The 26,039-nt window shown below is 42.3% G+C and carries 29 protein-coding genes and 1 pseudogene; 3 read left to right on the top strand and 27 right to left on the bottom strand.

Going from position 1 to position 26,039, the window contains the following annotated elements; all coding sequences use genetic code 11:
- Positions 1-127: 127 nt before the first annotated feature.
- The 8 genes from BV455_RS09835 to BV455_RS09800 all read right to left on the bottom strand — a co-directional run bounded on the left by BV455_RS09835 (position 128) and on the right by BV455_RS09800 (position 7,389).
- Entirely contained in the window at positions 128-334 is a 207-nt protein-coding gene (locus BV455_RS09835; protein WP_280638370.1) for an IS3 family transposase, read from the bottom strand.
- Positions 335-506: 172 nt separating this feature from the next.
- On the bottom strand, positions 507-797 hold the full coding sequence (locus BV455_RS09825; RefSeq protein WP_218687976.1) for a hypothetical protein: 291 nt from the start codon (positions 795-797) through the stop codon (positions 507-509).
- Positions 742-1,104, bottom strand: a complete 363-nt coding sequence (locus tag BV455_RS20325) for a hypothetical protein (protein ID WP_245005346.1) — start codon at positions 1,102-1,104, stop codon at positions 742-744. The genes BV455_RS09825 and BV455_RS20325 overlap by 56 nt, the downstream gene beginning before the upstream one ends.
- 11 nt (positions 1,105-1,115) lie before the next feature.
- Complete coding sequence (locus BV455_RS09820; RefSeq protein WP_245005345.1) at positions 1,116-1,361, bottom strand: transposase; 246 nt, start codon at positions 1,359-1,361, stop codon at positions 1,116-1,118.
- Between the two features lie 265 nt (positions 1,362-1,626).
- Complete coding sequence (locus BV455_RS09815) at positions 1,627-2,913, bottom strand: hypothetical protein (protein ID WP_218687975.1); 1,287 nt, start codon at positions 2,911-2,913, stop codon at positions 1,627-1,629.
- Positions 2,914-2,934: 21 nt separating this feature from the next.
- On the bottom strand, positions 2,935-4,122 hold the full coding sequence (locus BV455_RS09810; RefSeq protein WP_218687974.1) for a glycosyltransferase family protein: 1,188 nt from the start codon (positions 4,120-4,122) through the stop codon (positions 2,935-2,937).
- Positions 4,123-4,170: 48 nt separating this feature from the next.
- Positions 4,171-5,250 carry a glycosyltransferase family protein gene (locus BV455_RS09805; RefSeq protein WP_218687973.1) on the bottom strand — a complete coding sequence of 360 codons (1,080 nt, stop codon included), beginning with the start codon at positions 5,248-5,250 and terminating at the stop codon, positions 4,171-4,173.
- Between the two features lie 1,020 nt (positions 5,251-6,270).
- Positions 6,271-7,389, bottom strand: coding sequence for a glycosyltransferase family 4 protein (locus BV455_RS09800; protein WP_218687972.1), 1,119 nt, complete (start codon positions 7,387-7,389; stop codon positions 6,271-6,273).
- Positions 7,390-7,928: 539 nt separating this feature from the next.
- Here BV455_RS09800 and BV455_RS21055 point away from each other — a divergent pair.
- Positions 7,929-8,743, top strand: a pseudogene (locus BV455_RS21055) (transposase).
- A gap of 40 nt (positions 8,744-8,783) precedes the next feature.
- Here BV455_RS21055 and BV455_RS09795 read toward each other — a convergent pair.
- From BV455_RS09795 to BV455_RS09770, 6 genes are all read right to left on the bottom strand, one after another.
- Positions 8,784-10,589 carry a polysaccharide biosynthesis protein gene (locus BV455_RS09795; protein ID WP_218687971.1) on the bottom strand — a complete coding sequence of 602 codons (1,806 nt, stop codon included), beginning with the start codon at positions 10,587-10,589 and terminating at the stop codon, positions 8,784-8,786.
- Between the two features lie 56 nt (positions 10,590-10,645).
- Positions 10,646-11,533, bottom strand: coding sequence for a UTP--glucose-1-phosphate uridylyltransferase GalU (galU, locus tag BV455_RS09790; protein WP_218687970.1), 888 nt, complete (start codon positions 11,531-11,533; stop codon positions 10,646-10,648).
- A gap of 111 nt (positions 11,534-11,644) precedes the next feature.
- On the bottom strand, positions 11,645-12,241 hold the full coding sequence (locus tag BV455_RS09785; RefSeq protein ID WP_218687969.1) for a hypothetical protein: 597 nt from the start codon (positions 12,239-12,241) through the stop codon (positions 11,645-11,647).
- 66 nt (positions 12,242-12,307) lie between these two features.
- On the bottom strand, positions 12,308-12,880 hold the full coding sequence (locus tag BV455_RS09780; protein ID WP_218687968.1) for a hypothetical protein: 573 nt from the start codon (positions 12,878-12,880) through the stop codon (positions 12,308-12,310).
- Positions 12,873-14,243: an AAA family ATPase gene (locus BV455_RS09775; RefSeq protein WP_218687967.1), complete on the bottom strand. Its 1,371-nt coding sequence runs from the start codon at positions 14,241-14,243 to the stop codon at positions 12,873-12,875. The genes BV455_RS09780 and BV455_RS09775 overlap by 8 nt, the downstream gene beginning before the upstream one ends.
- A gap of 496 nt (positions 14,244-14,739) precedes the next feature.
- Positions 14,740-15,504 carry a tyrosine-protein phosphatase gene (locus BV455_RS09770; protein WP_218687966.1) on the bottom strand — a complete coding sequence of 255 codons (765 nt, stop codon included), beginning with the start codon at positions 15,502-15,504 and terminating at the stop codon, positions 14,740-14,742.
- Positions 15,505-15,710: 206 nt separating this feature from the next.
- On the opposite strand from BV455_RS09770, the gene tagU reads away from it, so the two are divergent.
- Positions 15,711-16,646 (top strand): polyisoprenyl-teichoic acid--peptidoglycan teichoic acid transferase TagU, encoded by a 936-nt coding sequence (gene tagU, locus BV455_RS09765; protein ID WP_218687965.1) that lies wholly within the window; start codon positions 15,711-15,713, stop codon positions 16,644-16,646.
- A gap of 38 nt (positions 16,647-16,684) precedes the next feature.
- Here the strand turns inward: tagU and BV455_RS09760 are convergent, their stop codons facing one another.
- The 11 genes from BV455_RS09760 to spoIIID all read right to left on the bottom strand — a co-directional run bounded on the left by BV455_RS09760 (position 16,685) and on the right by spoIIID (position 24,078).
- A complete protein-coding gene (locus tag BV455_RS09760) occupies positions 16,685-17,452 on the bottom strand; it encodes an SGNH/GDSL hydrolase family protein (RefSeq protein WP_218687964.1) in 768 nt (255 codons plus the stop codon).
- A gap of 53 nt (positions 17,453-17,505) precedes the next feature.
- Positions 17,506-18,210 carry a CpsD/CapB family tyrosine-protein kinase gene (locus BV455_RS09755; RefSeq protein ID WP_409993893.1) on the bottom strand — a complete coding sequence of 235 codons (705 nt, stop codon included), beginning with the start codon at positions 18,208-18,210 and terminating at the stop codon, positions 17,506-17,508.
- Positions 18,191-18,934 carry a YveK family protein gene (locus BV455_RS09750; protein WP_218687962.1) on the bottom strand — a complete coding sequence of 248 codons (744 nt, stop codon included), beginning with the start codon at positions 18,932-18,934 and terminating at the stop codon, positions 18,191-18,193. The genes BV455_RS09755 and BV455_RS09750 overlap by 20 nt, the downstream gene beginning before the upstream one ends.
- Positions 18,935-19,136: 202 nt before the next feature.
- Positions 19,137-19,529, bottom strand: a complete 393-nt coding sequence (locus BV455_RS09745; protein ID WP_042406691.1) for a hypothetical protein — start codon at positions 19,527-19,529, stop codon at positions 19,137-19,139.
- 88 nt (positions 19,530-19,617) lie between these two features.
- Positions 19,618-20,019 (bottom strand): hypothetical protein, encoded by a 402-nt coding sequence (locus tag BV455_RS09740; protein ID WP_017436834.1) that lies wholly within the window; start codon positions 20,017-20,019, stop codon positions 19,618-19,620.
- Positions 20,020-20,102: 83 nt separating this feature from the next.
- A complete protein-coding gene (fabZ, locus tag BV455_RS09735) occupies positions 20,103-20,540 on the bottom strand; it encodes a 3-hydroxyacyl-ACP dehydratase FabZ (protein ID WP_042406693.1) in 438 nt (145 codons plus the stop codon).
- Between the two features lie 60 nt (positions 20,541-20,600).
- Positions 20,601-20,876, bottom strand: coding sequence for a DNA-directed RNA polymerase subunit beta (locus tag BV455_RS09730; protein WP_042406695.1), 276 nt, complete (start codon positions 20,874-20,876; stop codon positions 20,601-20,603).
- Between the two features lie 12 nt (positions 20,877-20,888).
- Positions 20,889-21,734 carry a flagellar hook-basal body protein gene (locus BV455_RS09725; RefSeq protein ID WP_218687961.1) on the bottom strand — a complete coding sequence of 282 codons (846 nt, stop codon included), beginning with the start codon at positions 21,732-21,734 and terminating at the stop codon, positions 20,889-20,891.
- Between the two features lie 19 nt (positions 21,735-21,753).
- Positions 21,754-22,590: a flagellar hook-basal body protein gene (locus BV455_RS09720; RefSeq protein ID WP_218687960.1), complete on the bottom strand. Its 837-nt coding sequence runs from the start codon at positions 22,588-22,590 to the stop codon at positions 21,754-21,756.
- A gap of 111 nt (positions 22,591-22,701) precedes the next feature.
- The gene (gene mreB / locus BV455_RS09715; protein WP_017436839.1) at positions 22,702-23,703 is read right to left on the bottom strand and encodes a rod shape-determining protein; all 1,002 of its coding nucleotides are present in this window, start codon (positions 23,701-23,703) and stop codon (positions 22,702-22,704) included.
- A gap of 111 nt (positions 23,704-23,814) precedes the next feature.
- On the bottom strand, positions 23,815-24,078 hold the full coding sequence (spoIIID, locus tag BV455_RS09710) for a sporulation transcriptional regulator SpoIIID (protein WP_008880665.1): 264 nt from the start codon (positions 24,076-24,078) through the stop codon (positions 23,815-23,817).
- Between the two features lie 296 nt (positions 24,079-24,374).
- Here spoIIID and BV455_RS09705 point away from each other — a divergent pair, with 296 nt between their 5' ends.
- Entirely contained in the window at positions 24,375-24,863 is a 489-nt protein-coding gene (locus BV455_RS09705) for a BsuPI-related putative proteinase inhibitor (protein ID WP_218687959.1), read from the top strand.
- A gap of 41 nt (positions 24,864-24,904) precedes the next feature.
- On the opposite strand, the gene BV455_RS09700 is transcribed toward BV455_RS09705, so the two are convergent.
- Both BV455_RS09700 and BV455_RS09695 read right to left on the bottom strand, forming a co-directional pair.
- A complete protein-coding gene (locus tag BV455_RS09700) occupies positions 24,905-25,435 on the bottom strand; it encodes a chromate transporter (RefSeq protein ID WP_061578904.1) in 531 nt (176 codons plus the stop codon).
- Positions 25,432-26,019 (bottom strand): chromate transporter, encoded by a 588-nt coding sequence (locus BV455_RS09695; protein ID WP_042406714.1) that lies wholly within the window; start codon positions 26,017-26,019, stop codon positions 25,432-25,434. Before BV455_RS09695 ends, BV455_RS09700 begins: the two co-directional genes overlap by 4 nt.
- Positions 26,020-26,039 lie beyond the last annotated feature (20 nt).

The raw sequence follows: 26,039 nt of genomic DNA, 5'->3' as shown, positions 1-26,039 counted from the left end.
TATATATTTACATTGTCTTTCTTTCCCAGCCCTAGATTGACCCCCTAATTTTAGACGCATCCTATCTTATTCTTAGGTTATCTTAAAATTTCACGTTTTTTCTTAGCAAGATCAAATCCCTCTTGCCTTATATTCGAACTTCTTTAATCATGAACGCTTCCGTTTTTGCTCTTTTGTAAAATTCATGCGGCGGAAGATCGAAAATACTCGAATGAATCCTCCGTTCGTTATAAAACCACATATACTCCATCACAGCTTGATAGGACTCTTCATAGCTGTCAAACACCATTCTCACTAGACATTCCTCCTCCAGTAAACGGTGAAACGCTTCAATATGGGCAATTCATATTCGGCGTCCGCGGTGGAATCCGTTCATGCTCGATTTGAAATCTCTCACAGAAGGCTTCAAAGGCATGTGCGATGAATTGCGGCCCATTATCGGTTCGTATCACGGGTTTATCCTTATGCTCAAATAGATTATGCTTTAATAACGCTCTTTGAAGTGTTTATACGGCATCGTTTACGGAAAAGCTTAGTCCCATATGATAATCAATTACCGAACGGTTATACACATCAATGAACAATAAGACAAAGAAAAACCGTTCTTCTCGTTCAATATATTCGTATTTCACATCCATTTCCCATAACTGATTCGAACCTGTAATGATGCGATTCTGATCGAGTTTCTTTGGATATACAACCCGTTTTTTTTCTGGCTGCGGACGTAATAAATCCATTGTTTTACACAATCGATAGACCTTTTTCTTGCTGATGATGAGCTGATGTTTTCTTCTCAACTGGATCGTCAGCTTTCGGTTCTATAGGAAAATTCCTCCTACCCATCACAAGCTCCGATAGCCACTCTTTGATTTGTTCGTCTGGCACTTTTTCACCAGTTGTGGGTAGAGAGTAGCCGGGTGTTGGGCGTCCCCCACCTACTGCTTTCTCCTCGACTTTTCCGTTTTGGTGATAATAGTAGGTCGAGCGATTGGCTTCTAAAATCTCTAACACTTTTGTAATCGGATATCCTTTCTCGATCCACTGTTCGGCTACTTCCAGTTTTTTCAGTGAGTGAGGGCTCTTCTTTTTTATCAAATCACGCAAAATTGCGATTTCTAAATCTTTTCCCCTAATAACTTTTTGAGTTGTCCGTATTCTTCCTCCATCCTTTTCACCTCAGCTGAAGAGGGATAGGTAATCGTTTCTTTTCCTAGCTGCCCTTCTTCATACGCTTTTACCCATCTTTGCGCAAGATTCGGACTGAGTTCATATTTTCTAGCCACCAATGTTTTATTTCCAACTTCTAATGTTTCTTTGACTACTTGCAGTTTAAATTCTTTTGAATGTTTTCTTCGTTTCATGTATATCAAAAGCCCCCTTCATTTGGTCACTTCGATGATAAAAAAACCTTATCGAGTGTCCAAATTCATTAGGGGGCTAATGAGAGAGAAATTCACTGGTTCTTAATATAGACACCACCTAATGAACTGACGTAGGGTAGTGTCTATACGTAAGAATTTGTTTTTGACGCCCTTTCACACTCCATGTATTTACTCGTTTAGGAGCGGTATAGACAAGGAAAGATATTGGTTAAACATGTCAGAAATTCAAACTGAATTTATATAGTTAATGATTTTTTTTCAACTGATGAAAGTTCGATTTAAACAAATTTTTATAAATAAATATTCCTAGAACTAAAATAGACCCATTTACTATTTGGGCAATTACAGCTTGACTTCCTCCACGGAATCCAAGCAATGACCAAAGAACAAAATATAAATACCAATATTTAAACTCCTCTATATTTTTAATTGCATTAATAAATAATCCAAAAATAATTCCTAACACTACCCCATGTACCCATGCAAAATCTTCACCATATAACATAAAACCCTCACCTAATATAGATGGTAGGACAACATAAAATCCATATTCACCATACTCTATCCCTCTAACAGCAACTGAGAAAATATGATTGAGAGATAAAGGTGCTGATTTAATCAAAATACTAGGTACAGGTAAAGTAACAAGCCAGTAAAAAAAATCTAGCGGTGTCAAATAAGAAGAAATTTCTACAGCTATATTATAATTTTGTGGATAGGTTGTTTCCTGTAATAACAAAGAAGAAAGTAAATCTAAGTAGCTCCAACTTTGCTTTAGTGTCCAACCGTTTCTCCAATAAAACATCATATTAAGTACCGGAACACTAATCAGTACAAGTATCACTGATAACACAATAAGTTGTAAACGACTAATATAACGCTCATAATAAAGATATAAAATTATAAATACTACCCACATTACAATTTCACTTCGTCCTATATAACCTTCTACTATATATTCAATATAAACTGGAGATAAAAGTAAAAATAAAAACATTTTAGGTTTTCGTCTAACTTGATAAAGTAAAAACCAATAAAATGGTTTACATAGAACAGTTACCCAATCTCTAATGTTAAATACGATATCATTCTGTCTTTCTATACGTTCCAAAAAAATATTACTCGAAATCTTATATGGTTCTGGATGAAACAAGTCTAAAATTCTAATATTTGGGTATACAAGTGGAATACAAATGGAAAGAATATATATAGTACCAAGGAAAAGAAAAAATGTTTTGTTTTGTTGTAAGATTAACTCAATATTTTTACTTACTTCCTTTTGCTTTAGTTTTACAACTATAACAAACGCAGTACTATAGGCAAAAAGAAAAAGAAAATATGATAGCATATATTTATTGTCAACTGAATTAGAAGAAATACCTAATCCTGAATATAGACCAAAACCAACATAACTAACAGTCAAGAAAAATTTTTCTTTTTTAGATACCAGAGTTTGAAACACTAACCACATAACAAAAGAGGTATAAATAATCAGAACAAATTCAAAAGTGTTGAAGTTCTGCAAATTCAACCAACCCAATCCTTTATAAGTTTAGTGTTCCTTCCCATTAACATCAACACAATCTAGGATACGTTTAGCTACAATTCTTGGCTCACACTCTACTAGTGGTTCATTCAACACACTTATCTTCCCTGTTATTATATTATTAATTGCATTCTTAATTTCATGTACATTATTATGACATATGACAAAACGATTAAAACTCGCTAAATAACTATACATCTCTTCAGAATCACCATCAAGAATTAAAAGAACAGGTTTATTTGTTGCAGCATAATGATATACTTTTCCAGGTATCTGTGTCCCATTTCTATTAAATACACATACAAGAATATCTGTTTTTGCCTCCCTTTTAACTATTTCATGGTAACTTTCACGAGAATATACTTTGATATTATCCGTGGATTCGAGCGACAAATCAGAATTACCTACAATGTCGAGATGGACATTATTCATAGATTTAACTGCTTCATAAAGAGGCATTATGTTTCGAACGGAAGATATATATGCTCCATAGTAACCAATTTTAATATTATGTTTTTTGGAAAAGGTATTATAAATTCTTTGCTCTAAATACGGGGGATTCACAAAATATAGTTTATCTTTCATTGAATAATAAATTTTTTTTTGCATCTCGCAAGTAATAGGAGATACATAAACTGCAGCATCAGCTTCTTTTAATAATCTTTTTTCTACCCACTTTACAATAAATTTAGGAAGGATTAGATTATTATTTATATCAAGATAAATAGGGTCTCCCCAATACTGTATCCACTTCTTATATTTAACTTTACCTAATTTTTTAAGATACTTACCCAACAAATGAGAAGATCTAGGATCTGATGAGGTTATTATAATATCATAATAACTGTCAAGCTTTATCTCTCTAAGTTTTGGTACAACTCTTCGATAATGATCAAAAATAAAAAGAGCATGATAAATAGTTCGCAATTTTCTTAGGAAAGCTTTTATAATTTTATTCTTATTTTGTTCTGAATCGGTACCAGTTAGCACTGAATATAACCGATTATAATTTAAATAATATTTCTTCACTTTATCAATCGAATCTATCACCTTATTTGTACTTTGTATTGGTTGAGATGAGACAATAGTTACTTCATGTCCTAATTCAACTAGTCCCCGAATTACTGCAAGATTACGTAAAGAAGCTGAACTATTTGTTTCAAGGGGGGCAGTAACCATAAATAATATTTTCAAATTGATCATTCCCTCTCAATATGTTTACATAATTTTACTTGTCGCCTGCTATTTTTTTGCAAATTTTGCAATCCTATCGCAGTAGTATCTATCCTCATCAAGGATACTCTCTAATATTTCTGAACATCTTTCGTAAAACTGGTCAAAATCAAATCTAATAAATTCTTCATACACTCTATCACATATTCCTTCTTCATTAAGATTTACTGATATTCCCGTTTTGTATTTCTCAACAAGCTTTCCAGAATAAAGCTTTGAGTTTGCAAGTAATGGTATTTTATAGATTATTGAATCATAAAACTTGTTAGATAATGCGTATTGATTTATAAAACTATCCTCACCATAATATGCATTAATGATATCTACGTTAGATAACAACTTGGGCTTGTCATTTTTGTTAAACGGACCTGTAAATTGTACATTAAATTGATTTTCTTCACAAAAAGATTTTAGTTTTTCATATGAAGGCCCATCACCGTGATAACTTATAGAAAATCTCGAATCTTTTGCAAAAGTCTCTACTAATTTTGAGTCTAATTCAAAATGTCTTATTGATCCTAAAAAATCAAGATTTATGGGTTGATTGATTTCCCATTTTCTTTTTTTAAAACTTTTCATTGCCTCAATATCACTATATAGAAAATTATGAGCTATCACATATTCATAACCTTTTGGTAGAAAAGTTTTAAATCCTTCAGATGAAATAGCAGTAAAATCTGAATGCGAAATAAGTTTTTCTTCAATATGCCTAAAGCCTGGTAAACGGTCAAATGTATAATCCCTAATATCTAAGATATATCTACCTCGAAATTCTGAAAGTAAAATATCAGCAAGCATTATCCCAGTCAATGTGGTAAGCACTATTAATTTATCATACTTTCGCTCTCTTATAATCCTTTTGATAAACTTCCTATACTCATAGAAATCTTTAATTTTCAATAATTTATTTTTATTTAATTGAGAATGTAAATTAAACTCATGTGTCTTCCATTCAGGATTTGCATCAGACTTGTTTAATCTATTCCAGTATATTACTTCAAAGTCTTCTCCAATTTCACTTAAGACATCTATATATTTATGAACATAAGGACAATAGGTAATATTAATTAGCACTATTATACCTGTCAAAACAACCACCTTTTCATCTTTACTTAGATAACCCCATGGCGCTAGGTAAAAATCATTGGGCATAAAAAATAGCGCTTGTATGAAAATTAAGTTAAAATGAAAGTGCCATCCTACATTTATTTTGAAAGAAGATTTCCAGTAGAGGAGCACTTTCATTGTACACAAGATTTCTCTAAAATTCAAAAACATGGTTAACCATTCTCTTCATCGTTGAAACACATAGGAGTATTAGACAGAAAACCGACATCTTTAAACATGTTGAGAAATCAAGTTGGATTTATATAATTACATCGTCGCATTCAGTATTTATTGAAACAATCTGATGCGATGATCATGAGCGTCCATATTCTTGCATTTATTAGGATTCACGTTGGGGCATGCACCGCATCGCTTTGTCACTGGTAATCTTTTTCTAAAAGATTAGTTCCCTGAACACCTCGATACAACCGACGTTGTCGTCAGTTACGATGGGTGACTAAGTTTTGAGTCAACTTCAATCAACTCGCCAAACAAACTCGTCAACATGCTTATGCGACATTGACCGTTTGTCAATCCCCTTATGTCATTCTACACACATGTCGAGAGTGAAAGATTTCTTAAGCATCGCTGATATCGGATTCTATACTTCGAAACAGATGCATTTTTATAAATTTAATATGCATATGCTGATAGTTGTAGAAGAAGTCTTTGAACAATTTCTACTTCCTTTTACATTAGCAATAAAGGGTTCATTAATGGATTGTTGTAAGAGAAGCCAAAAAACAATCATGGAATCTCTCAATCTACTTCCTCTTATACAAAACCAAAATCCTATTTCACATAAGTTTCAACAATGGATTCGTCGGAACCGAAAAATCGTTAAAACGTTTTTTCGGTTCTAGCTAATCATTTTCATCTTGCTTCCATTCGTTCAACCAAGTCTGGGTGGATTTGAAACAGTATTGGAAGGGATTTTCTTCGCTCATACACTTTGTCATTCTTGGTGTAGTTGAACGTTGAAATTTAGTTAACACTATGAATTTAGATATATTTTCGATAGATTTGTTTCAAACCTATTCCAGCATTCTCAACAGAAAAAATCTTACTCCGTTCGAGACTTACCTCCCCCATCTTCTGTCTAATGTCTTGTGATTTATAAATACTCAATATTGCTTGTATACCTTCTTCGGGACTATCGGGATTAATCAAAAATCCATTTTCTCCATCTAAAACGATTTCCCTGTGCCCTCTGTTCTTTGTAGCAACTACAGGTTTTCCACATGCCATAGCTTCAACAAGATTGATACCAAATCCTTCTCTAATACTAGAAGCAACGCCTATATCAGAAAGTTGATACAATTCATCTACATCGTTTCTATAACCTAATAAATTAACATGTTTTTCTAGACCATATTTTTTAACAAGTGTAATATACTTCTTTTCCAAGGGTCCTGAGCCCGCAAGTAATAGACGTATGTTTGGAATCTGTTTTTTTAACTTTGCAACGATTTCTATAAGTAATTGTTGGTTCTTATTACTATTAAGTTCTGCTGCATATACAAGTATAAAATCATTCGGGTTAAGTGAATGTTTTACTCTTAATGCTCTTTTGGTTGTTTCATCTACCGGTTTAAATCTTGACAAATCTACTCCTACTCCATTTATACGTTCAATACTTTTAGCTTTAAAATTACCTTTAAGTGCAGTTTTATAATCCTCTTCATTAATTGTAATTAAACAATCTGTATATCGTGCAAGACACTTTTCAATAGGATAGTATATAATCCAATTTAATAGCGGTGCTCCTTCATAAAAGTGAAAACCGTGTGCAGTATATAATACCTTGGTGCCATTTCTACGCGCTTTACGTGAGGCTAGTCGTGTTAATACTCCTCCAACAGGAGTATGACAGTGTATTATGTCATATTTATTTTCATCTATACATCTTTTTAATTGAAAATAAGCGATTATATTAGATAATTTAAACGGAGATCGTTTAAAGGGTATATTAAATTTCACATCACAATAAGGAATTTCCATATTTCCTGCTGCAGCTACATGCACTTCCCAACCTAACTCCTTAAAAAATTTTAAATATGGAATATGGAACATATTAATATGAATATCAACTGTAGCAGAAAATAAAACTTTCTTTTTCATACGCATCACCTAAATGTAACTTTTCATTATTAAATAATTCTTCTCTATAACACTTATACTCCAGAGTAGAATGGTTGAAGGACACAATGGTTGTAAACTGCTATTACGCAGACTGTTCGCCCCTTCTTTTAGCTGTAACCCAATTCTTTGAAAATATCGTTCAAACATCTTAAAATTATTCAGAATAGTAGATATTTTATGTTAGAAAATTAAGTTGGAGCTATATTATATAGTTCATTTCCTGACATTGTATCCTCAGGATTAAAGATTGTCCTTCTGACATAGGTAATAAGAAAGAATTTTGCCGACTATAACAGAAAAGCTCGCTCATGTCAGAGAATTAAGCTTAGTAATTAGTTAATTAAGTGAATAAGTGTAATACTTATTCATAGTTTTATAACAATATTCATAAACACATTTTCACTCTACTTTGAACGTGTTGCAAAACGCATAATCGATGCGTAAAGAATACAAAAAGCTCCACCACCTTGGAAATTATATAACAGTTACCAAAACACAACCCGAGAGATGGACACAACATGATTTCCAATCTAGTTACTGAACATACAATGGATTACAAAATCATTCCTCTTTTAGAAGCTTTGTTTCGATACATCGACCAATTTTCTTTACCTGAAACGCTATATATGACAAGACGACTGCCGATTCCTAGAAAATATTCGATAAATGTTTATTTTTTAAAACATATTTTTCCATTACTTCATGAAAAGATTGGTGAAATTACTTCATCGATTTGATTACCTTCGGTGTATATGTGGACCTCCAAAGGTTCCGCACCTATCGACTTTTTCACGAGCAAGCAATTGGTTTCGAAAACATAGATCTCCGCTTTTCACGCCCAGCTTATCACCGATTTAGGCATTCGATATCTCAATAGAGGCATGTTCACTCGCTATCATTCGTGTAAAGGATATAAACGGCTACCGGAGAAAGCATTTAATCTCATGTCTTTACTACTGCGAACAAAAATGATGTGAGTGTGGCACCTGAATTGCTTTGGTCTTTACAAAAATGGGACATCGAATTTGCTCTTGGAGATGCAACGTATGACAATAAAAATGTCCGTAAAGTAACGGAACAATCCAAAATATTGTTCATTTCACCCATCCATCAACGAAATAGCAATGAGAGAAAAAACACATATGGTCGTGTCATTCCGGTTTTGTTGAAAATCAGATGAGAAAAGTGGCTGTTTGGTTTTCATCATTCGATTGAACATGCATTCAACCAGTTAAAGAGCAATGGGTTAGAGTAACCTCGTTGGTATGGATTTCACCGCTATTTACTGCATGTACAGTTATGCATTCTTATCATAATCGAGTTTTTACTCTAGTTTTGCAACACCATCAATGCTGCTATTAATTCTTTTACTGTTAAATCACAGGTATTTTTCTATTTGCAATCCCCAACAATCTTTCCCTAACCTCTTCTTTGTCCATCTCTTCAAACTCTTCCATAAAGTCGTTAAGGATTTCTTCGTCCACCATCGTTGCCTTTCCGATAAATATTTTCGGAAACACCTGCTCTGGATGCACTTCGTTTTCGTTAAGCAACTCTTCAAACAGTTTTTCGCCAGGTCGGATGCCGGTAAATTCGATGCCGATTTCTTCGACGGTGTATCCGGATAGTTTGATTAAGTTTTTCGCGAGATCAACGATTTTGACTGGCTCGCCCATGTCTAGGACAAAGATTTCCCCGCCTTTGGCGAGCGCGCCGGCTTGGATGACTAGCTGAGATGCTTCCGGAATCGTCATAAAATAGCGCGTCATATCCGGATGAGTGACGGTGACAGGACCACCTGCTTTAATTTGCTTTTTAAATAGCGGAATGACACTGCCGCGGCTGCCAAGAACGTTTCCGAAGCGGACGGCGACGAATTTTGTCTTGCTCTGCTTGTCCAATTGTTGAATCATCATTTCCGCGAAGCGTTTTGTCGCTCCCATCACATTGGTAGGATTAACTGCTTTGTCAGTCGAAATGAATACAAAGGTTTGGACACCAAACGTATCGGCCGCTTCGGCGACGTTTTTCGTCCCGAAAATGTTATTTTTGACCGCTTCTTTCGGGTTGTATTCCATTAACGGAACGTGTTTGTGCGCCGCCGCATGGTAGACGACATCTGGCTTATGTTCTTCCATCACTTCAAACATGCGCTCGCGGTCTTGAATGTCGCCGATCACTGGGACAATCTCGATTTGGTCTTTATAGTGATCGCGCAGTTCCATGTCGATTTGATAAATGCTGTTTTCCCCGTGACCGAGCAGCACGATTTTTTTCGGATGAAACTGGCATACTTGGCGGCAAATTTCGGAACCGATCGAGCCTCCAGCTCCTGTGACTAAAATGACTTTGTTTTCGATGTAGCTGGAGATGCTTTCGATATCGAGTTCGACCGGTTCGCGGCCAAGCAAGTCTTCCACTTGCACATCGCGGAATTGGCTAACGGACACTTTCCCTGTCACAATATCTTCGAGTTTTGGAACGATTTGTGTTTTCGCGTTTGTTTTTGCGCACTGTTCAAAAATGCGATTCAGTTCCTTTTTTGTCAATGAAGGAATCGCAATGATGATATGTTCAATTTTCAGCGCGCGAACGACATCTTCAATATCTTTCGTCGTTCCCATCACAGGAATGTTAAAAAACTGCAATTTTTGTTTATTAGGGTCATCATCAATAAACGCAATTGGCTTCAGTTCCGCTTCTGGATTGTTTACTAACTGCCGCGCCACCATCGTTCCCGCGGCTCCCGCACCGATAATCAGCGTCCGCCGTTTATTCGCGTTTGGTTTTATGTAACGGTCGCGGAACACTCTCCAGACAAACCGCGATCCACCGATGAGAATAATATGGATCATCCATGTAATCATTAACGCGCGGACATAAATATCTTGAAAGGCAGAAAATTGCACGATCGCTGTTGTGATAATCGAAAAAGTAACTGCCTTAATAATCGCCGTTAATTCACCAATGCTCGCGTACTCCCACGCCTTATAATACAAGCGGTATGTAAATGCAAAGAAATGATGGCTGACAAGCAGCGTCAGCGCTGATAAAAGAACCGATTGATACTTCCATATTTGTATTCCTGGATGAAGCGTAAACAAGCTGACGTAAATCGCCGTTAACACGATCAATGAGTCCAATATCATTAAAAACGTTAATCGTTTTCGATATGCCAACGCCCTGCGTCTCCCTTCGTATAATAGAAACGAGCCATGTTCGCGATGGCTCGTTATTAAGCATTCGTATTTTGTTTTGTTTCCGCAACGATTTTCTCCATAAATGCGAGTAAATCGTCCCTTAACTCCTCATGCTGCAACGCAAACTCAATCGTCGTCTTAATAAACCCGATCTTTTCTCCGACATCGTAGCGCTTGCCTTCGAATTCGTAGGCGAAGACACGTTGAATTTCGTTGAGTTTTTGAATCGCGTCGGTAAGCTGAATTTCTCCTCCGGCGCCGGCTTCTTGTTTTTCAAGGAATAAGAAGATTTCCGGCGTGAGTATGTATCGTCCCATAATCGCCAAGTTGGACGGCGCGGTGCCTGGCGCTGGTTTTTCGACGAATTGGCGAACCTGGTAGCGGCGTCCGTGTTGTTCGAGTGGATCGATAATGCCGTAGCGGTGTGTTTCGTTGTCAGGAACCCGCTTGACGCCGATGACCGAGCTGAATGTTTGTTCATATTGTTCGATGAGTTGTTTTAAGCATGGTGTTTCCGCTTGGACGATGTCATCGCCCAAAAGGACGGCGAACGGTTCGTCGCCGATAAAATTGCGCGCGCACCAGACGGCGTGGCCGAGTCCTTTCGGTTCTTTTTGGCGGATGTAGTGAATGTCGACTTTCGATGGTTCTTTCACTTTTTCTAGCAAATCGAATTTGCCTTTTTGCTTTAACAGCTGTTCCAGTTCAAACGCGTTGTCGAAATGGTCTTCGATCGCTCTTTTTCCTTTTCCGGTGACGATGATGATATCTTCGATGCCAGAGGCAATCGCTTCTTCGACGATGTATTGAATCGTTGGCTTGTCAACAATCGGAAGCATTTCCTTAGGCATCGCTTTCGTTGCCGGCAAAAATCTTGTTCCGAGCCCCGCCGCCGGGATGATCGCTTTGCGTACCTTTTTCAATGAAATCCCTCTTTTCTTTATGTATTTGCGATACGCGCCGACGTATGGGCTATTGGATGAATAGAACATACGTCGATGCGCATCGAATAAAAATAGCCCCTTTGTTGGGACTTAGTTTTGCAAATGGGATTTTAAGTTTAGAATCTCTCTTTCGTGTTCGATCATTTTATCAAACATGACATCTGTCCGTCTTTGTAAATACGCGACAGTTACATCGACGGACTGTTTCATGCCTGTAAGGTCATTCAAAATATGCCCTTGATTGTTTTTCGAAATGCGAAGCTCCTCAAGGATCTTTTCTTGCGTCCGCTCCACATTTCCGAGCGTTTGCTTCATGGCGGCCATATCGTGTTCTAATTTCTGTTGGCCGGTTTGCAGTTGTGCCGCATCGCGCTGTAACGCACGCTGGCCTTCTTGAAGTTGCGCAACGTCTTGCTGGAGTGCCCGTTGACCTTGTTGAAGCTGGGCAACATCGTTTTGAAGTTGGGAGACATCATTTTGGAGCTGAGATACATTATTTTGCAGTTGAGCTACATCATTGCGCAGTTCTTGCTGGCCTTGCTGCAGCCTGGCAACATCCTTCTGAATTTGTCCGACATCGCTGCTTAATTTTTGCTGCGTTTGCTCGACGCGATCTAACCGCTCGTGCAATGGCCGCAATTCATCCTTCAAGACGGAACGGAACAGTTCTGTTAACTCTTGGCTCATGTTCACACCTCCTCTTCCATTTTCCTTCATTATAGCACGTTCAAACGGAGATCAGAAGCGATTGACCTACTTTGTATTTAGAGCATATACCCCTTGGCCTGACGAGTCCAATCGAATACGCTCGTGCGGAATATCTAGGTTTAAAATACGAAGGGAAAAATCATTCCAATCTTCATATGGTCGGCTCTTTAAACGTTCTCCAACTGGCTGGCGAAGCAAACTAGGATCTGCTGTTTTTTCTAATAGCTTTTCTTCGCGATATACGGTGTATACGCATATCCTCGAAAATGATGGAATATCGAGCAGACCTCTTAACATATGAGCGTGAAGGACGCCACCTTCAAATTGTTTTTTCGCTTTATCCCAACTTTTTTCGGTGACCGTTTTTTTGCATTCAAAAATGTGAAGTTCCCAATTTTGTTGTTTATCTCTTATAAAAAGAATGCCATCGGGCGTGTTTCTTATTTTCAAATAAGCAAAACCGTTGTTTGGTTTAACAACAAAAACAACGGCTTCACTGGGACAACGAACGGCTAATTTGGCTTCTCCGGTTTTCTCTTGTTCAACAATATATAACGTGCCGCCAGCGCTCCCCGTTTTTTCATAAAAATTTTGCACGAGATGTTTGAGATTATTCATCCCCTTCATCCTCTTCCCCGATCTGAAATGCATACGTCTCTTCGTTTAGTTCTAATATGACTTTGTTGAACGTTTCGGCAGGAAAACCGTTTTCCGTTGGAACAAGCTGCTTGATGATGGTTTCATTGTCAACATGATGAAACTGATAAGCTCTGACTTTCGCCGGATCGAGCACGTCTTCTTCCGTATAGTGATAACGTTGCATCAATTGCTCTTTCTTCGGGTGCTGATACAGCTTCATCAAATTGTTGACTTGCTGGAGCAAAATATCACTATGGGTCGTCAGCCACACAGGCATGCCGCGATTGACGAGCTTGGCGAGCGCTGTTGCCAAAATGCGCTGCACGCGCGGATGCAGGTGCGCTTCCGCTTCTTCAAAAAACAGCGACCGATACGTTGTTTTCGATTTTAAAAATAAAATGAGCGGCGAAAGTTCGGTCACAAGTGAAGATGTGACGTATAGTGGAAGATTCTCCTGTCTTCCTTTCGGACAATAGTAAAAAGACGGAATCGGCCCTTTTTCTTGTTTCATTGTTCCATACACAATATATTCTTCAATAAATCGGCCGACATCTTCGTACTTCGATTTCCCGTTATCATCCAATCGAAGCAACGCCTGCAGAAAGCGATAAACAGGCAGCGTAAATTCAAGTGAATGTTTGTCTCCCTCTTCGTCAATCATTCGTTCCATAATGTCGTGCACAAGCGCTTTGTAAGACAGCATAAAACCCGTTCTCGAAGCCGGCAAATAAAGTGCCTCTCCGATTGCCCTTGTTTGAATTCCGCCTTGTCTTGCGGGCGGATAAAAAGGAGAAGTAAGTTCATCCATTAGTAAGTTCCATGTAATATATTGCGCCATACGATATCGTTCTGTCGCTTGTTCTTTGCTTCTCTCGGTGTAAGGAATGCGGATATAGTGCCTGCCGCTTGAAAACCGAGTGCCGTCTAGCGATTCTTTCTTTACAAAAGTAAGTTTTAAAGGCTGAGAACGGTGGTAGCGTTCTATGCTTAATGACCCGATTGGAATTTTACGGCGAAAAATCGTTTTAATAAATTCGCTTTTCTTGTTGCGAAGAATGTCGTTAAACCATTGGACAAATAATTGGGCTTCCTCATCTCCAATGAGGCACGTATCTCCAATCGAGCGGTCAAGAAAGCGGTCAATTTCTTGATATATCCGTGTCGATGGCGGTTCTTTCGGAAACAGCTTGCGCCCCTCAGAAAGCACCCCCCATAACAAAGACATCATATAGCTTTTTCCGCTATTATTGTCTCCAATAAACAACATAAATGGAGCAATTTCAATTTCTCCATTTTTTATTTTTCCAAACCGCTCCACCTTCAGCGTCCAAGATTGTTCCATGCGCGTATCGTCTCTCCTTTACTATTTGCCTATGTTTCTATTATAAACGATACCGCAGCAATTTAATCTTTCCATGAAACATTTTTTCAAAATAAATGGAAAACCGGGCATCTAACCCGCCCTCACACCACACCCTCGACGACTGGCGTCTAAGGTGGCAGGACCGTCATCGTCCCCACCCACGGCATGGCCGAGTGCCTCCATTGATAACGGTAAGGAGACATCACCGAAATCGAAAAGCGTAGGCGACTGCCCAGCCCCGAGAGGTACTGAAGGGCCCGCCGCCACAGCGGAGCCGAAGCATCCCGAGTACCGAAAAGCACTAACATCTGCCTACGCTCTATAAGCTTTCACTTCACATACATTACCATTATTCTGCCATTTTTTCATCCATCTTTAGTCCCTACTTTTGCCATCGTTCGTAAGAATCGGCGATCATTCGACAAAAACAGGAGAAAAAAATATGTTTTATGATAACAAAGTACCATAAAACATATTAAAACAGTCCTAGAAACTTTTTCTTTTTTATTCGTTCCGGCTCTTCGCGGTACACCGCTTGTCCGCGGATGAGAAGCTCGGCGTTTTCTTGGAAGAAATACACAGCTTCGATGCCGAATTCTTTGTTAATGACATCATATGCTTCCCGCATACGGAACGGCCGGGTTGTCGTGTTGTGGGCATCGGAAGCGATGAAATGCGCTAAGTTCGCTTCAATCAGCTGCAACGAAAATTTTTTGATGTTTTTTCCGAAATGCCCTGATACGCTCGAGGCCGTCAGCTGTGTCAACACGCCTCGTTTGACCAATTGGTAGAGACGCTCTGGACGTTCGATGATTTCTCCATTTCGTTCTGGATGCACAATAATTGGAATAAAGCCTTTTAGCTGTAAATCAAACAATAGCTGTTCAGCATAACGGGGAACGTGATCGGCAGGAAATTCGATGAATACATACGAAGTATCTGCCAGGGTCATCAATTCGTTTGCTTCCAGGTCTGTCAATAAATCCCCATAAATGCGGACTTCCTGCCCCGGCAGTACTGTAAGCGGAATATTGTGCTGCTTGATGATATCGTTCAATTGGGCGACTCGTGCAATAATGGATTGTTTCGGATTGTCATATCTTCCGTTTTTATGATGGGGAGTCGCGATGATGGTTGTAATTCCTTCCTTCACCGCGGCACGTGCCATTTCTATCGCATCTTCGATTGTTTGCGCGCCGTCATCCACATCGGGCAAAATATGACTATGTATATCGATCACCGCCAACTCCTCCTTATCTTTCGAGTGACTAAACAGCCATTTATTATGGTAACAATCGGTATTTTTTGCGGAATTTTGTCGAAATATATGGATATTATGGTTGATAATTCCTATTCCCTTGCTTCTTTCGGTTGTACTCTGTGAAAAAACCCTCTATAATCTTAATAGTTAGTTCATCGAATTATATAGCTAAAGGAAGGTTGCATATGAGAGCAGAACGTCGAAAAAAGAAAAAAAAATGGCTGCGCTGGATTGGCGTGATTGCCGCTGCCCTTCTCATTGGTGCGGGAGCCTTCGCCTATTCAGTGTATCACAACATCAAACAGACGGCCAATCAAATGCATGAAGATGTCACTTGGAAATCCGATAAACGCAACGAGGAAGTATCGTTTGAGAAAAAAACGCCGATTTCGATTTTGCTGATTGGGGTGGATGAGCGGAAAGGAGACAAAGGCCGCGCCGATTCCCTGATTGTGATGACGGTCAATCCGAATAAACAGTCCATCGAAATGGTTAGCGTTCCCCGCGATACGAGAACAGAAATTATCGGCAAAGGAACAAAAGATAAAATCAACCATTCGTACGCGTTTGGCGGCGTGGAGATGACGATGGCGACCGTCGAACATTTTTTGGACATTCCGATTGATTATTACATTAAAGTTAATATGGAAAGCTTCCGCGACATTGTCGACGCGGTCGGCGGAGTGACGGTGGACAACCCGTTTGCGTTTACGTATGAAGGAGTGTACTTCCCAAAAGGCAAAATTACGCTGGACGGGGAGAAAGCATTAAAATATTCGCGCATGCGCAAAAACGACCCGCGCGGCGATTTTGGGCGGCAGGACCGCCAGAAGCAAATTATTCAAGCGATCATCAAAAAAGGGGCAAACTTTTCGTCGCTCGCCAATTATAGCGATGTGCTAACGGCAATCGGGAAAAATATGAAAACGAATTTAACGTTTGAGGAAATGAAAGAAATTCAAACCAATTACAAAGACGCCCGCCGCCATATTGAGCAGCTTCATATTACCGGAAAAGGCACGAAAATTAACGGTATTTATTACTTGCTTGTCCCAGAAGAGGAGAGACTAGCTATTTCGAATAAATTAAAAGAGCATTTAGAATTGAAAACGGCATCGTAATAGTAAAAGCGTACCTTCCTATATCGAGAGGTACGCTTTCATTTTGCGATGAAATAGCCGGCTAAGAAGTCCGCCCAGCGCTTTTGGCCGTCTTTCGTCGGCAAGTCGGTGTCCGGATCGACGTATTTGTTTAGTTCATTGCTTTTGTAATCTGGCCATGCTTGCCAGTGGTCAATGTATATGTATCCTTTTTCTTTCGCAAACGTTTGAAACTGTTTAACCTGCTTTGGATAATAGACGGCATTGTCAATCGGATTCGGCGGCTGGAGCATTATCGTAACATCAGGAAGCGCGGCGGTGATCGTTTTTATCATCTTATCGATGTGCGCTAGCGCATCGTTGATGTCAATGACGCCGTTATTGTTTAATAAAAACGGCTCCCATAATACCATATCCGGTTTTTCTTTGATCAGCTGCCCGGCGATGTTTTCCTCGATTGCCTGTTTCGTTGTCATTCCTTTATATTCTTTGACGACGACTTGAAATACTTTGTTGCCGTATGCCGCTTCAAGCTGCTGCTCGAGTAGCGCCGGCCAGCCGTCCTTGGCAGCAGGAGTCGCTTCCGAACCGGCAATGACAAGGCGCAGCGGGCGGTTCGTTTCGATGGCGCGCTTGATTTTTGCCTGCACTTCCGCAGGCAGTTTTTTGGCATAGGCCATCCGCTTTTGGGTAGCTTGAAACTCGGTTGCTTCCGTCATCGCGTGGCGGACAGTGACGTCGATTTTTTTCTGCCAGTACAGATGCCCGGCAACGATAAAAGAGATGCAGCTGATGATAAGCAGCACGGCCAGCAAAACATTTCTCACGATTACTCTCCTCCATCATGCCAAAGGCTTCCCAATCATTAGGAAGCCTTTTGTTATTTATATTGGTAGTAGTGATACTGCCCTTGGCGATATTTCTGTTTGTTCAGCACGACGCCAAGCAGTTTTGCGTTCGCTGCTTCGAGCAGCTCTTTTGCCTTGACTGCCGCTTCGATTTCCGTTCCGCCGCTTTCGATGACCAGCACCGTCCCGTCGCATTGGTGCGCCAAAATTTGCGCGTCCGTTACCGCCAGCACCGGCGGCGTGTCAAAGATGAGCAAGTCAAATTCATTATACAACTGCTGGATGCATTGTTCCATCGCTTTGGAGCTGAGAAGCTCGGCCGGGTTTGGCGGAATCGGTCCTGATGTCAACACGGACAAGTTTTCCACATTTGTTTCCTGGCACGTTGGCAAGAGCGGCGCCGAGCCTGTCAGGACATTGGTCAGCCCCATATAATTGTTGAGCCGAAACGTATAATGCACCGTCGGCTTGCGCAAGTCGGCGTCAATCAATAGCACTTTTTTTCCTTGCTGGGCAAAGACGACTGCCAGGTTGGCCGCCGTCGTCGATTTCCCTTCTCCCGCACCGGTTGATGTCACCATAAGGGAACGCATCGGTGCGTCGACAAACGAAAACTGCACATTGGTGCGAATCGTCCGGTACTGTTCGGAAATCGGCGATTTCGGATCTTCAATGGTAATTAAGCTGCGTTCCAGTTTTTTCGTTTGCTTTTGATTGCTACGAGCCAATGGTTTCACCTCTTGTTTTCGTCATGCTTACTTGTTGTTTTGCTTTTTTCGATCCTTCCGTAGAAATGATGCTTACCGCACCAAGTACTGGCAAACCAAGATGTTTTTCGACATCCGTTTCTGTTTTGATCGTGTTATCCAAATATTCTAGTAAAAAGGCAAGCCCCACGCCAGCCATCAAACCAACGACGAAGGCAATCGCCATGTTCAACAGCGGTTTCGGCTTTACAGGCGTCTGGTTTTCTTTGACTTCTGCCTTCGAAAGAATTGTGACGTTGTCAATATTCATGATTTTGGCGATTTCGTTTTTAAACACATCCGCCGTTTTGTTGGCGATTTTTGCGGCCATTGCCGGATCCGGATCTTGAACGGTCACGGAGAACACCTGCGAATCTTTTTCGCTTGTGACTTGGATTTGTCCGTTAAGCTCGTCCACTGTGCGGTCTAAATTTAGTTCTTCTCTTACTTTTTCGAGAATCGTCGGGCTTTTAATAATGACGCTATACGTATTAATCAACTGCAAGTTCGTTTGGATTTCGTTATAGTTATAGAGCTGCTGTTCCGATTTGGCTTGGTTGACTAAAATTTGCGTTGATGCTTGGTAAATCGGCGTTAACACAAAATAGCTGACCACGCCGCTGACGATGGTCGCCAGCGCGGTAATAAGCACGATTAGCCATAGACGTTTCCGTAATGTTTCGAATAGTTCGCGCAGGCTGATAGTTTCTTCCATAATAATGACTATACCTCCTAGCAAATAAGTCCGTTGCGTTCAAAAGCCACATGCATGATACCTTACTAATTATAAATGATTGGGACACATATATCTAGTGGGCTCATTTTCCTAGTCCGCGCGCGTTGCAAATAACAAAAGTGCTGCCGGCCAATAAACAAGGCTGCCCCCTTGTTTATGAGGCAACCTTGTCTTTGTTTCGTTATTCGTCTTTATTGTCTTTATCGTTTGTATCTTGCGGATCTTCGATTGGATCTTCACGATCAGGAACTCTATCGTTTTCATCGTCGCCAGGTCCGTTATTGGTGTCGTCGCCCGGCAGCAGTTGATCGTTTTTATTGTCGTTGAAATCGCCGTTATTGTTCATATTGTTGTTAGCGTCATCGCCTTGGTTAATGTCGTCCGCCGGGTTCATATCCTTATCGTTGATGTTATTGTTATCCCTATCGTTGATGTCATTGTCATTTTGATCGACGTTGTTGTTTGGCGGCGGCGGATTATTGTTGTCATTGTCATTATTGGCATTGCAGCCTGCCGCGATCATCATGGCGACGAACACGCTAAACAGTCTAAGTAAAAGCCATTTTTTCTTCATCGTTTCTTCTCCTTTCTGTGAATGTTGGTGACCTTATGTAAAGACCGGTCCTTGCTTATGTTTCCCAGAAAGGAGAATTTCATGCATTTTATGAGGAATGTTGCATCATTCGTTTGAGGTCTTTGAGTTCGGTTTCTTGGGAGAGGGAACGATAGGAGAGGGTTTCGATCATCCGCTCGTGTTGATGTAATTTGTCATGGATCTCTTCATATCGTTCATCGATATGCTGGGTAATTTGGTCGAAATAAGGAGCTAAGCTGTCAATGATGCTTTGTGAAAGCTTGCCGATCGTTTGTTCGACCCGCGCTTGTCCCTCCTGTAGTTCGGCAACCGTCTCCTGCAGCGTGCGGACATCAGACTCCAGCTGTTTTTGACTGGCACGCAGTTCACGGACATCGGACTCCAGCTGCTTTTGGCTTTGTTTTACTTCGTTTAGGTCCACCCGCATTTCTTTTAACTCAAAAAGAATTTGTTCCATCAACCGTTCCATTGTCTCACCTCCTTCTTGACGTTTATTTTACCATAAACAAAACAAACAGGCTCTCCTTTCATCGGTGAAAGGAGAGCTTCGTTTCATTCGCCTTGCTTATCGCCAAGGGCAAACATGAGCTCTGTTTCGCAGACGAGTTCGCCGTCCACCGTTGCGACGCCTTTGCCTTTGCCGATCGCGCCGCGGGCGCGGATGATTTCCACTTCGAGGCGGAGCTGGTCGCCTGGTTTGACTTGCTTTTTAAAGCGGCAGTTGTCGATGCCGGTGAAAAAGGCGAGACGGCCGCGGTTTTCTTCTTTTTTCAGCATCGCCACGGCGCCGACTTGGGCGAGCGCCTCGACGATTAAAACGCCAGGCATAACAGGATATTCCGGAAAATGGCCGGCGAAAAACGCTTCGTTGGCGCTGACGTTTTTGATGCCGACGGCGCGTTTTCCTTCTTCGATTTCAAGAATGCGGTCGACAAGCAAAAACGGATAGCGATGCGGAATGATCGCTTGAATTTGTTGGATATCAAGCATATCTATGCCACCTTTCTGTGATGATGCAGAAAAAGGAGAGCAGCTGCCTCCCAACGATGATTATTTGCTTTTCGTATCTTTTTCGACGATATCGATGATGTGCTGCCATGTGGAGCGATGGAACACATCGAACGGATTGCCGTCGCCGATGACGCCATAGCCGATCATGGCGCCGGCGGCAAGGCTGATGGCCATCAGTACGGCGACGATGATCAGGCGCAGCCAAATCGGAATGAGGCGGGTGCGTTGAAAGCGGCGCCTCCGCTCCGCCCGTGTTTCTTCCTTGCTTACTTCTTCTGTTTGGGCCTGATTTTCCTCGAGCTGTTGTCCCTTCATACGAATTTCTCCTTAAGTGGAACGGATTCCGTTAATGAGGCCGAGCATTTGCTCAGAAAGGGAAATGGCGCGTGCGTTCAATTGATACGCGCGCTCGGTGATCATCATCTCGGTCAGTTCCGTGCCAAGATCGACGTTCGACCGCTCGAGCGCACCTTGCATCATGGCGATTTGCCCGCGCAAATTGCCGGTCATATTGACCGCCACATCGGCTGTGTTGACGTTTAGCGCATTAAGGTTTGGCATGGTAAATACGTTGTCCCCGGCCGACTGCAATAGCTGCGGCCGCAAGATCGCCGTAACGCCGAGATTGGCGCTTGCCACGGTGCGGCCGTCGGGAGCGAGGGCGGTAAGCGTGCCGTTATTGGAAATCATGATATCTTTGAATCCGCCCGGAAGCACAATCGGCTCGTTGTTTTCATCAAGCACCGGGCTGCCGTCGCTAGTGACGAGCATCCACTCATTTTCGGCAGATGGCGTTAAATAAAACGCGCCCGCTCTGGTGTAGCCGATTTCCTGTTCGCCGTTTCCTCTTTGGATGAGCACGCGGAAAAATTGATTTTCTTTGGTGAGCGCCATATCCAAGGCGCGGTTTGTTTTCACTAGCGCCCCTTGTGCGAGCACGACATTCGTCTCGGCAAGGCGCGCGCCGACGCCAATGCGCACGCCGTTTGGCGTCAGGCGGCTGCCGCTGTCATCAGGAAAATTCGTAAACTGCTGGGCAAGCAATTCGGCGAAATTCGTGTCGCGCCGTTTAAATCCGGTCGTGTCGCTGTTAGCGATGTTGTTGCTGATGACGTCGAGCTGCTTCTGCAGCTGATTCATGGTATTGGCGGCGGTGAGCATCGAACGTAACACGTGCATGTCCCCCTCATCATTATCTCAGGCGGCCGACTTCGTTGACGGCTTTATCCATGCTGCGGTCATAGGCTTGTACAATTTTTTGGTTCGCTTCAAAGGCGCGGTACGCGGACAAAAGCTCTGTCATGGTGCGGTCAAGATCCACATTGGATCGTTCGATAAAGCCTTGCCGGAGCGCATAAGTCACATTCGGATTGCCAAGCGCGCTCGGCAGCGCCCCGTTGTCGCTGCGGAAGAGGCCGTTTCCTTCTTTCACAAGCGTATTTGGGTTGGCCGCCAATGCGATATTGATTCTTGCGATGCGGTTATTCCCCGCTGTGATCGTACCGTCCGTGCTGACGGTGAAATCCGCGCTTGGCAGCTGGATGCGCCGGCCGTTTTCATCTAATACGTACCATCCATCGTTCGTTGTTAAAAACCCTTGCGGATTCATGGTAAAATTGCCGTTTCTTGTGTAGCGGATGTCGCCGTTTTCATTTTGCACGACAAAAAAGAGCGCGCCTTGCTGCCCCGTCGCTGCATCGACCGGAAGCGTTCCGTTGACTAAAGCAATATCGGTTCGCTGCCCCGTTTCTTTTATATCGCCTTGGCGGAAGTTTGGAATCAGCTCCTGCATATAAACACCGGTGTTGAACGACCCGATTGCCGGCTGCAATAGAAACGAACGCGGTGTTTTGGCCGATACGTTCTCTGCGTCCAAACGGGAAAGAAGCAGTTCCGGAAACGCGCGCAATGTCGCTTGGTCGGCTTTATACCCAGGCGTATTGGCGTTGGCGATGTTGTTCGTTAGCATTTCGACGCGGCGCTGCTGCGTCAGCATGCCGCTTGCCGCTGTATACAATCCCCGCAACAAGGAAGGTCACCTCGCTTAGGCTAGGTTTACTATCATTATAAGGCAAGCATGGAAAAAAACGAATAGATACCATTTCCTAGCGGTAGCTATTCGTCTTGTTTCTCCAGCCTTTCACACGAGCTGCTGTCTTGGGGCGCGGTCGATGTTTTCGAGCATGATCCCCGTTCCGAGCGCGACGCAGTCCATCGGGTTTTCCGCAACAAACACCGGCACTTTGAGCTCCTCGGCAAGCAGTTGATCGATGCCGTGCAATAGCGCGCCGCCGCCCGTCAAAATAACGCCGCGGTCAATAATGTCGGCGGACAGTTCCGGCGGCGTGCGTTCAAGCACGCTCTTGGCAGCTTGTACAATCATTGTCACCGGCTCGCGCAGCGCCTTTTCGATTTCCTTGGAGCGGATCGTAATCGTGCGCGGCAGCCCTGTGACAAGGTCACGGCCGCGGACGTCAATTTCCTCGTCACGTGCACCTGGGAATACAGTTGCGACTTTGATCTTGATTTCTTCCGCGGTTCGTTCGCCGATGAGCAGCTTATATTCCCGTTTGATATAATGCAAAATTTCCAAATCGAACTTGTCCCCAGCCATTTTAATGGAAGAGGCGGTGACAATGTCTCCCATGGAGAGAACCGCCACATCGGTCGTGCCACCGCCGATATCGACCACCATGTTTCCGCACGGCTGGAAAATGTCCATTCCTGCGCCAATGGCCGCTACTTTTGGCTCTTCCTCCAAATATACTTTTTTGCCGCCGCTTTTTTCTGCTGCCTCTTTGATCGCTTTCCGCTCTACCGATGTCGTGTTCGTCGGGCAACAAATTAAAATGCGCGGTTTGGCGAAAAAGCCTTTGACATCGAGCTTGCTTAAAAAGTGTTTCAACATCGCTTCGGTAATGTCGAAATCAGCGATTACTCCGTCTTTGAGCGGCCGAATGGCAACGATATTCCCAGGAGTACGTCCTACCATTCGCCTTGCTTCTTCGCCGACAGCGAGCACCCTGTTCGTGTTCTTATCAATCGCGACGACGGACGGCTCATTGAGCACAATTCCTTTTCCTTTGACAAAAATGAGTACGTTTGCCGTGCCAAGGTCAATGCCAATATCTCTAGAAAACATATGGATCCTCCTTGCCTCTGCCCTCAAATCACTCCTGATAGATTATTTTACCATATTCATTTAGGATAATGATACTATTTTTGCGATGAAGACAGGACGCAAGGAAAAAAGTTAATTGTTTTTCACCGCTTGTTTTTTGTACTTTTTCTTTGTCGCTTCTCCTCCGCGTAAATGACGAATGGATTTATGATAATCGAGAATTTGTTTGACTTCCTGGGCCAGCTCCGGATTAATTTCCGGCAGCCGCTCGGTTAAATCTTTGTGAACCGTGCTTTTGGAAACACCGAACTCTTTCGCGATGACGCGAACGGTTTTCCTCGTCTCCACGATGTACTTTCCAATCTTGATCGTACGCTCTTTGATGTAATCGTGCACACCACTCGCCCTCCCTAAGTTGGATGTGAGGAGTGTGAAATGAGACTCGCCTCGTGGATGATGAAAACCACTTCTACTTGTGCATTTTGGAAACATCTCAAGCAGGTACCCGTGCTGTTACGAACGATCCCCACCTCAAACACTCTCGTTGTTGTTCAATTTGTAACATTTTATTAGACAAATCGGTCATATATACCAGAAATATCAAGGCGGACAAGGATTTTTTCATAATTTTTTTTGTTTCTTGTAACAAGATGAAAAATGGGAACGACTATAATAGAAAGGAGTTGAGCCTGATGGGAAAAGGACGGATGATCGCGCTAGCGGGCATTGCTGTGGGGGTGGTGGCAATCGGTATGCTTTTTTCCAACAATGAAGGGGAACAGCCAAAAGCAAAAGATGAGGCTGCGCGAGCAAAATCGCAAGTAGAGCGAGGGATGATCGCCGGGGCGCTCGAACCGTCATTAACGTATGAGAAAAAAGACGGAAACTACGTCGTGACGTTTAAAGTAAGAAACCAAACGGAGCGCGTGCAAACCGTGACCTTTACGAGCGGGAAAAAGTATGATTACATTTTGTACCGCAATGGAAAGAAGGTAAAGCAGTTTAGCGAAGGAAAATTGTTTACGCAAATTTACGAACAGCGCCAGCTAAAGCAAGGAGAAGAGCTCGTATTCCAAGAAACGTTTACCGACTTGCCGAAAGGAAATTACAAGCTCGAATGGTGGCTTGCGGATAAAAACTGGCCAAATGCGAAAGCGGCGATTACGTTTACCGTAGAATAACATGCGAAAAACCTGCCTTTTGGACAAGGCAGGTTTCGTTTTTACGATAAAAACAAGGCTCCATATACCAATGACAATGTAATGACATAAGCAGGGTGTATTTTCCATTTTTCCATTAAGAGAAAGCTTGCGGCCAGCAGGAATAGCGTTTGCCATATTCCTGCATCACGGTAGGAAGTCATAAAAAAGTCGACAGTCATCATTCCAAGCAATACGGCGATGGCAGGGCGTATATAATTCGTCATTCGCTTTACTTTTGGAGAATCTTTGAATTTATACAAAAGCTGAAGCAAAGCAATCATGATCAAAAGCGAAGGGGCGACGGATGCAAACACCCCGATAAAAGCGCCGAGCACCCCTCCTTGCTGGTAGCCGATATACCCAGCCAGCTTCGTCGCAATCGGGCCAGGCAAGGCGTTGCCAAGTGCTAACACTTCGCTAAATTCGTGAACCGATAACCAACCGTAGCGGTCTACCACTTCATTTTCAATGAGCGGAATCGAAGATGGCCCGCCGCCATAGCCTAAAATTCCTGGAAGGAAAAAGGCGAGGAAAATTTGCCAATAAATCATGAATGTTTTCTCCTTTCTCCCGGAGAATCAGCTTTCCCCGCTGTTTTTTCTTTTTTGCTTTTCCCGACTAGCGCGCTAAAAAGCAACAAAGCGATTAAAATGGCCGGGTGAATATGTAAAAATTGCAGTACAATGAAACAACCAACCAGAAATGCAAAAGCAGGAAACAAACCCAATGAAGCGCGTGATTGTTTCACAAACTCCCATGTTAACACTCCAAGCATCACGGCGACAACCGGAACCACCGCTTTTGTCATTCCTAATACCCAGGGTTCTTCTTTCACTGAAGAAAGAACAGTCAGCAACAAAATCATCAAAATAATGGTAGGAACCGTAGTGGCCAATACCGCATTGAACATCCCGATCACTCCGCCGACGCGGTAGCCGATATATCCGGCCAGCTTTGTCGCAATCGGGCCAGGCAGGGCGTTGGCAAGCGCCAATATATCGGCAAACTCCTGATTGCTCATCCATTTGTACTTTTCGACGACTTCTTTATGGACAAGGGGAATGGCCGACGGGCCTCCCCCGTACCCAAGCATGCCGACACGGAAAAAGGCAAGAAACAAGTGCAGCTGGTTCATATGCTGTTCATCCTTTGCCC

Source organism: Parageobacillus caldoxylosilyticus (assembly GCF_019272935.1).
Lineage (GTDB): Bacteria > Bacillota > Bacilli > Bacillales > Anoxybacillaceae > Saccharococcus > Saccharococcus caldoxylosilyticus.
The sequence above is the reverse complement of the archived record's forward strand: the minus strand, read 5'-3'. Positions and strand labels throughout refer to the sequence as shown.

Bases quoted from the DNA above. Each gene is read 5' to 3' on its own strand.
- BV455_RS09820 (WP_245005345.1), bottom strand. From the start codon at position 1,361: ATGAAACGAAGAAAACATTCAAAAGAATTTAAACTGCAAGTAGTCAAA.
- BV455_RS09800 (WP_218687972.1), bottom strand. From the start codon at position 7,389: ATGAAAAAGAAAGTTTTATTTTCTGCTACAGTTGATATTCATATTAAT.
- BV455_RS09785 (WP_218687969.1), bottom strand. From the start codon at position 12,241: ATGAGCCAAGAGTTAACAGAACTGTTCCGTTCCGTCTTGAAGGATGAA.
- BV455_RS09780 (WP_218687968.1), bottom strand. From the start codon at position 12,880: ATGAATAATCTCAAACATCTCGTGCAAAATTTTTATGAAAAAACGGGG.
- BV455_RS09775 (WP_218687967.1), bottom strand. From the start codon at position 14,243: ATGGAACAATCTTGGACGCTGAAGGTGGAGCGGTTTGGAAAAATAAAA.
- tagU (WP_218687965.1), top strand. From the start codon at position 15,711: ATGAGAGCAGAACGTCGAAAAAAGAAAAAAAAATGGCTGCGCTGGATT.
- BV455_RS09750 (WP_218687962.1), bottom strand. From the start codon at position 18,934: ATGGAAGAAACTATCAGCCTGCGCGAACTATTCGAAACATTACGGAAA.
- BV455_RS09745 (WP_042406691.1), bottom strand. From the start codon at position 19,529: ATGAAGAAAAAATGGCTTTTACTTAGACTGTTTAGCGTGTTCGTCGCC.
- BV455_RS09740 (WP_017436834.1), bottom strand. From the start codon at position 20,019: ATGGAACGGTTGATGGAACAAATTCTTTTTGAGTTAAAAGAAATGCGG.
- fabZ (WP_042406693.1), bottom strand. From the start codon at position 20,540: ATGCTTGATATCCAACAAATTCAAGCGATCATTCCGCATCGCTATCCG.
- BV455_RS09730 (WP_042406695.1), bottom strand. From the start codon at position 20,876: ATGAAGGGACAACAGCTCGAGGAAAATCAGGCCCAAACAGAAGAAGTA.
- mreB (WP_017436839.1), bottom strand. From the start codon at position 23,703: ATGTTTTCTAGAGATATTGGCATTGACCTTGGCACGGCAAACGTACTC.
- BV455_RS09705 (WP_218687959.1), top strand. From the start codon at position 24,375: ATGGGAAAAGGACGGATGATCGCGCTAGCGGGCATTGCTGTGGGGGTG.
- BV455_RS09700 (WP_061578904.1), bottom strand. From the start codon at position 25,435: ATGATTTATTGGCAAATTTTCCTCGCCTTTTTCCTTCCAGGAATTTTA.
- BV455_RS09695 (WP_042406714.1), bottom strand. From the start codon at position 26,019: ATGAACCAGCTGCACTTGTTTCTTGCCTTTTTCCGTGTCGGCATGCTT.